This window comes from Oleiphilus sp. HI0080 (assembly GCF_001635135.1).
This window is the reverse complement of record NZ_LWFU01000330.1, coordinates 1-6,129: the sequence shown is the minus strand read 5'-3', so window position 1 is coordinate 6,129 and position 6,129 is coordinate 1. Positions and strand designations below refer to the sequence as shown.

Here is a 6,129-nt window from a genome sequence, read left to right as displayed (position 1 = left end):
ACTTGTTTGAAATTCTGAAAAGGATTTAACCACAAGCTCCCTTTCAGGAGGCGTTTTTAGCTCAGGCCACGGCAGTCCAACCGAAAGAGTCAGCCAGCCCTCATAGGGTAGCTGCTGTCGTAAACCGCGAACTTGATTTGGCCAGTCTGCGTGTTGTGACGTGTCAGGAATGATTAGAGCGGCTCCATGGATATTCTTGGCTTTTGCTTCGATCTTCAAGGCGAGACTTTGAAAAGCACTGGCTGCGCCTGGGTATTTGATATCTAACCAAAGGACTTGTGCTTCCTCGACGCTACTCGCAAGTGCTGTGCTAAATGCGCGCTCTTGTTGATGTAGCTCTGGTATGCGATCTTCTTTGGCTTCTTCCTGCTCTTCGGTCTCGTCGGTTTGATCAAGCTCCGAACCGATGCTTTCGGTGAGATCCGGAGCCACTTCTTCTGCGATGGTTAGCGCCGAGCTCAACGTAATTAGGCAGAGCACAATGATGGTCGATAAAAGGCTGCTTGTTATTTGTCTAGCGATTGCATACATTGCGCGCGAACACCCAAAAAATTCTGTAAGAGGTAACTATGCCTGATTTTAAGATTGCACCATCCATCTTATCGGCCGATTTCGCTCGACTTGGAGAAGAAGTTGAAAACGTTTTAAGTGCTGGCGCGGATATTGTCCACTTTGACGTTATGGACAATCACTATGTACCAAATCTCACGATTGGGCCAATGGTTTGTCAGGCACTCAGAAAATACGGTATTACAGCCCCTATTGATGTCCATCTTATGGTGCAGCCGGTCGATGATTTGATTGGTCAGTTTATCGACGCCGGTGCAACGTATATCACCTTTCATCCTGAAGCTTCTCAGCATATTGATCGTTCTCTGCAAATGATTCGTGATGGAGGTTGTAAAGCTGGTCTGGTTTTTAATCCGGCTACCCCGCTGCACTATCTTGATCATGTGATGGACAAGCTGGATATGATCTTGTTGATGTCGGTAAACCCTGGTTTTGGCGGACAGAAATTTATACCGACAACGCTCGATAAGTTGCGCTTGGTGAAACAGCGAATCTTAGAGAGTGGACTCGATATCCAGTTAGAAATTGATGGCGGCGTGAAAGCCGATAACATTCGAAAAATTGCCGAAGCCGGTGCGGATACTTTTGTAGCGGGTTCGGCAATTTTTAATACAGATGATTATCAGGCAACCATCGATAAAATGCGTGCAGAGCTCGCGGCAGCCAAGCTCTCTTAAATCGTCAGAGCAAGAACAAGAGCCAGGAATATGTTGGACCTCTCTTTAAGGCAGTGTCGGCTAGCGATGTTTGATCTAGACGGAACATTGGTCGATAGCGTGCTGGATATTCACGCAGCATTAAATCAAGCGCTTGTTATCTGCGGCTACCCTGTCGTTGCAGAGAGCCAGTCCAGGGAGTGGGTTGGTAACGGGGCTAGAGCGTTAGTCAATCGGGCTTTGCTGGGTTGCCTCCATCCAGAAAGAGAACATATTGAGTTAGAGCGCGTACTTGATGTTTTCTATACACAGTATCGCGTTGAGAATGGTCGACATTCGGTCTGTTACGATGGCGCTCAAGCGCTACTTGCAAGACTTCGGGCTGTCGGCTGCAAAGTGGCTATTGTTACCAACAAGCCGTTTGAACATGCGCAGCAGTTGGTTGCACAACTTGCCCTAGAGCATGACGTCTTATTGGGCGGTGACTCTCTTGCGCATCGCAAACCACATCCGCAACCGCTGTTGCATTGTTTAGCGCATTTTTCGGTTCGGCCAGAAGAGGCTGTTATGGTGGGAGACTCGGTAAGCGACTTTGAAGCGGCGCACGCAGCGAAGGTCCCTGTAATAGGCGTAAGCTACGGTTATAACCATGGTTTGCCAATTGATGCGCGTAATCTAGATGGGCTTGTTGATTCGCTAAATGAGCTGGGGTAATCTCGTTTCATTAACCGTGGTTTAAATTTTTTCTCTTAAATAGTACGTTGAGTTAGCCAAGTGCCTGTCATAACGAATTCCAGCAAACTACTCGTAGCGCCGTTCTCGACGTTTTTCCGTTGGCGATTTTAAGTCGTTTTATTTCAACGCTTAATCTGTAAGTCGCTAATCAAGGAACCATAATGAATTCAGAACAGTTTTATGCCTTTGCTCAACAGGGCTACAACCGAGTACCTGTTGTTCGAGAGGTGCTCGCCGATCTAGATACACCGTTAAGTTCATATCTCAAGCTTGCTGATGGGCCTTATAGCTGCCTTTTGGAATCCGTGCAGGGTGGTGAAAAATGGGGGCGTTATTCCATTATTGGTCTGCCATGTCGACAAGTTCTCAAAGTGTGGGGGCATACCATCAACGTCGAGCAAGATGGCGCCGTTATTGAGTCGCTTGAGCACGACGATCCGCTAGCGTTTGTTGAAGAGTTCCAGTCTCGCTTTAAGGTTCCTGAGATAGAAGGCCTGCCCCGTTTCAATGGGGGGTTAGTCGGCTATTTTGGTTACGATATTATTCGCTATGTCGAGCCTAAGCTGGCTGACTCCTGCCCACCGGACCCACTGGGAACGCCGGATATTTTATTGATGGTGTGTGATCAGCTCGTCGTGTTCGATAACCTGAGCGGCAAGTTGATTCTGATTCATCACGAAGATCCAAGTGTTGAAGGCAGCTATGAAGTTGCGGATTCTGTCCTCGACATTCTGGTGCATCGTTTACGGACAGTGCAGGCGAAGTCGCCCTCTCGCCCAGAGCAGGATGAAGACGTCCAAGAAGGGCATTTCGTCTCGGGGTTTGAGCAACAGAAGTTCGAAGCGGCCGTGGATAAGATTAAAGATTACGTCCTTGCAGGGGATGTGATGCAGACGGTTATTGCGCAGCGTATGTCGATTCCTTTCAAGGCTGCGCCGCTAGACTTGTATCGTGCATTGCGGTGTTTGAATCCGTCACCTTATATGTACTTTTTAAACTTGGGCGATTTTCATGTTGTTGGCTCGTCACCTGAGATCCTTGCTCGAGTAGAGGACGGCTTGGTTACCGTACGACCAATTGCTGGTACGCGGAAACGGGGCAAGAATGAAGCTGAAGATATCGTGCTCGAAAAAGACTTACTAGCCGATCCAAAAGAGCTTGCCGAGCATCTGATGCTGATTGACCTGGGGCGCAATGACGTTGGGCGAGTGGCCAAAACAGGTACGGTGGAGTTGACCGATAAAATGATCATAGAACGCTACTCGCATGTGATGCACATCGTCTCCAATGTGACGGGTGAGTTGAAAGAAGGGGCGAGTGCGATGGATGTGCTCAGAGCGACATTCCCTGCAGGCACCTTGAGTGGCGCACCCAAAATACGAGCAATGGAAATTATTGACGAGCTTGAACCTGTAAAGCGCGGTGTCTATGGCGGCGCGGTGGGTTATCTTTCCTGGAGCGGTAATATGGATACCGCTATTGCTATCCGAACCGCTGTTATCAAAGATGAAGAGCTTCATATTCAAGCCGGTGCAGGCGTTGTTGCCGATTCTGTTCCTCTTAATGAATGGGAAGAGACGTTGAATAAAGGGCGTGCGGTGTTTCGTGCGGTGGCTATGGCGACTCAGGGTCTTGATGCGAAGGAGAGTAACTAATGTTGTTGATGATCGATAATTACGACTCCTTTACGTATAACGTTGTTCAATACTTGGGTGAGCTAGGTGCGGATGTACACGTGCATCGCAATGACGAAATCACGATTGAGCAAATTCGTGAGATGAACCCTGAAAAAATAGTGATCTCTCCAGGGCCGTGTACGCCAAATGAGGCCGGTGTTTCTTTGCAAGTATTAGAACAGTTTAGAGGTAAACTACCCATTTTGGGTATCTGCTTGGGCCATCAAAGTATCGGTCAGGCATTTGGCGGGGACATTGTTCGTGCTTCGCGCGTTATGCATGGTAAAACCTCGCCTGTTTATCATAACGACACCGGTGTGTTTAAGGGTTTGCCCAACCCTCTAACAGCGACACGTTACCACTCGCTGGTGATTGACAAAAATACGCTTCCGGATTGTTTAGAAATCACAGCGTGGACCAACAACGACGATGGTTCGATAGAAGAAATAATGGGCGTGCGCCATAAAGAGTTTGATATTGAAGGTGTGCAATTTCACCCAGAGTCTATTTTGACGGAGTGTGGTCATGAGTTATTGGACAACTTCCTGAAGCGTTAGATACAGCGCACGCTTGTCGAGTATGCATAAATAAGAATCAACAAGAGCGAAGAAGAAAGAGAGAACAGAATGAGTATCAAAAAAGCGATCGCCAAAGTTGTAGACGGCAATGACCTCTCAACACAAGAGATGAATGCCGTGATGAACGAAGTCATGACTGGGCAAACGACCGATGCGCAAATAGGCGCTTTGTTGGTTGCTTTGCGCATGAAGGGTGAGTCCATCGAGGAAATCACCGGCGCGGCAGAAGTGATGCGAGATCTGTCTTTCAAGGTTCCTATCGAAGGGGAGCACTTGGTTGATACATGCGGCACAGGAGGCGATGGCGCTAACCTGTTTAATGTTTCTACCGCCTCGGCGTTCGTTGTTGCTGCGGCGGGTGGACATGTTGCAAAGCACGGTAATCGAAGCGTCTCAAGCAGCACGGGCAGTGCCGATGTGCTCGAAGCTGCGGGCGTTAATTTGGATGTCAGCGCACAGGAAGTTGCACGGGCAATAGAAGAAATAGGCGTGGGCTTTATGTTTGCGCCGGCGCACCACAGTGCGATGCGTTTTGCTATAGGCCCAAGAAAAGAGCTGGCATTACGTACCATCTTTAACATGCTGGGGCCAATCACAAATCCGGCGGGTGTGAAGCGGCAGGTTATTGGTATCTTTTCCAAAGACCTTTGCCGTCCGATGGCTGAGGTCTTATCTCGGTTAGGCAGTAAGCACGTTATGGTTGTAAATTCTAACGATGGCCTAGATGAGATCTCCATCGCCGCTAATACCCATGTTGCCGAGCTAAAAGATGGCGTGATCACCGAATATGATATTGCTCCGGATGAGCTTGGTTTGCAGCATGCTGATCTATCTGGCCTGAGCGTCGAGAGCGCTGCAGAGAGTTTGGAATTGATCAAGGCGGCGCTTGGCAAGGCAGACGATGAGCGCGCACGAAAGGCGCGTTCGATCATCACGATCAATGCGGGCGCGGCTATTTACGTTTCAGATTTAGCAGATAGTTTGCAGGCTGGCGTTGCATTAGCAGAAGATGCCATCGGGAGCGGTTTAGCGCTTGCGAAAATTGACGAGCTTGCAAGTTTTACGCAAGTGTTCAAGCACGAGCATTAGAGAGACATTATGAGTTTTGATGACCGCATGAATAGTGCGACGCCCACCATCCTGAAGAACATTGTTGATCGAAAATGGCAAGAGATTGATCAGCGGTCCGCGTCTGTTGCAATTGAAGAGCACCGCGCACGTGCTTTTGATATGCCCCGGTGTCGCGGCTTTGTTGCAGCCATAGAGCAGAAGCTAGCAAGTGGCACCTCAGCGGTTATTGCGGAGATTAAAAAGGCATCGCCTAGCAAAGGCGTTATTCGTGAAGATTTTAAGCCCGCAGAAATCGCTGAAGCCTACGAGCGAGCAGGTGCGGCTTGTTTGTCTGTTTTGACAGACAAAGATTTTTTTCAAGGCGACGAGGCATATCTGCAAGCTGCGCGCGATGCTGTCTCGCTGCCCGTTATTCGCAAAGACTTTATGGTCGACCCGTATCAGATTTACGAGAGCCGCGTCGTCAATGCGGACTGTATCTTGCTCATTGCAGCATGTTTGACGAAAGATCAGATACAAGAGCTGTCGGGCATTGCTCAGGAAGTCGGTTTAGATGTCCTTGTTGAGGTGCACAACGCTCAAGAATTGGAGGTGGCTTTGACGCTGGGCACTAAACTCATCGGCATTAATAATCGCGATTTGCACAGCTTTGAGGTTAGCCTAGAAAACACGTTTTCGCTCTTGCCTTCCATTCCTGAAGACAAAATCGTCGTAACAGAAAGTGGTATTCATACTCTGGATGATGTGCAAGCGATGCGAGAGAAACAGGTAAACGCGTTTTTGGTGGGAGAGGCCTTTATGCGTGCGGCCGACCCAGGTGATGAATTGGCGAGACTGTTTTTT

7 protein-coding genes are annotated in these 6,129 nt (G+C 48.8%); 6 read left to right on the top strand and 1 reads right to left on the bottom strand.

The features are described 5' to 3' along the window. Positions 1-531 (bottom strand): DUF3530 family protein (locus A3751_RS04345; protein WP_156492249.1); only part of this gene is annotated, 531 nt, incomplete at its 3' end. Positions 532-569: 38 nt separating this feature from the next. Between A3751_RS04345 and rpe the strand changes: the two genes are divergently transcribed. From rpe to trpC, 6 genes are all read left to right on the top strand, one after another. Beyond that, a complete protein-coding gene (gene rpe, locus A3751_RS04340) occupies positions 570-1,247 on the top strand; it encodes a ribulose-phosphate 3-epimerase (RefSeq protein ID WP_068452601.1) in 678 nt (225 codons plus the stop codon). Between the two features lie 30 nt (positions 1,248-1,277). Further along, the gene (gene gph, locus A3751_RS04335) at positions 1,278-1,940 is read left to right on the top strand and encodes a phosphoglycolate phosphatase (RefSeq protein WP_068452597.1); all 663 of its coding nucleotides are present in this window, start codon (positions 1,278-1,280) and stop codon (positions 1,938-1,940) included. 182 nt (positions 1,941-2,122) lie between these two features. Further along, positions 2,123-3,616 carry an anthranilate synthase component I gene (gene trpE, locus A3751_RS04330; RefSeq protein WP_068452594.1) on the top strand — a complete coding sequence of 498 codons (1,494 nt, stop codon included), beginning with the start codon at positions 2,123-2,125 and terminating at the stop codon, positions 3,614-3,616. Continuing rightward, the gene (locus tag A3751_RS04325) at positions 3,616-4,194 is read left to right on the top strand and encodes an aminodeoxychorismate/anthranilate synthase component II (RefSeq protein ID WP_068452591.1); all 579 of its coding nucleotides are present in this window, start codon (positions 3,616-3,618) and stop codon (positions 4,192-4,194) included. Before trpE ends, A3751_RS04325 begins: the two co-directional genes overlap by 1 nt. Before the next feature lie 69 nt (positions 4,195-4,263). Further along, complete coding sequence (gene trpD, locus A3751_RS04320; protein WP_068452589.1) at positions 4,264-5,304, top strand: anthranilate phosphoribosyltransferase; 1,041 nt, start codon at positions 4,264-4,266, stop codon at positions 5,302-5,304. Positions 5,305-5,313: 9 nt separating this feature from the next. After that, on the top strand, positions 5,314-6,129 hold an 816-nt coding region (trpC, locus tag A3751_RS04315; protein ID WP_068452587.1), incomplete at its 3' end, for an indole-3-glycerol phosphate synthase TrpC.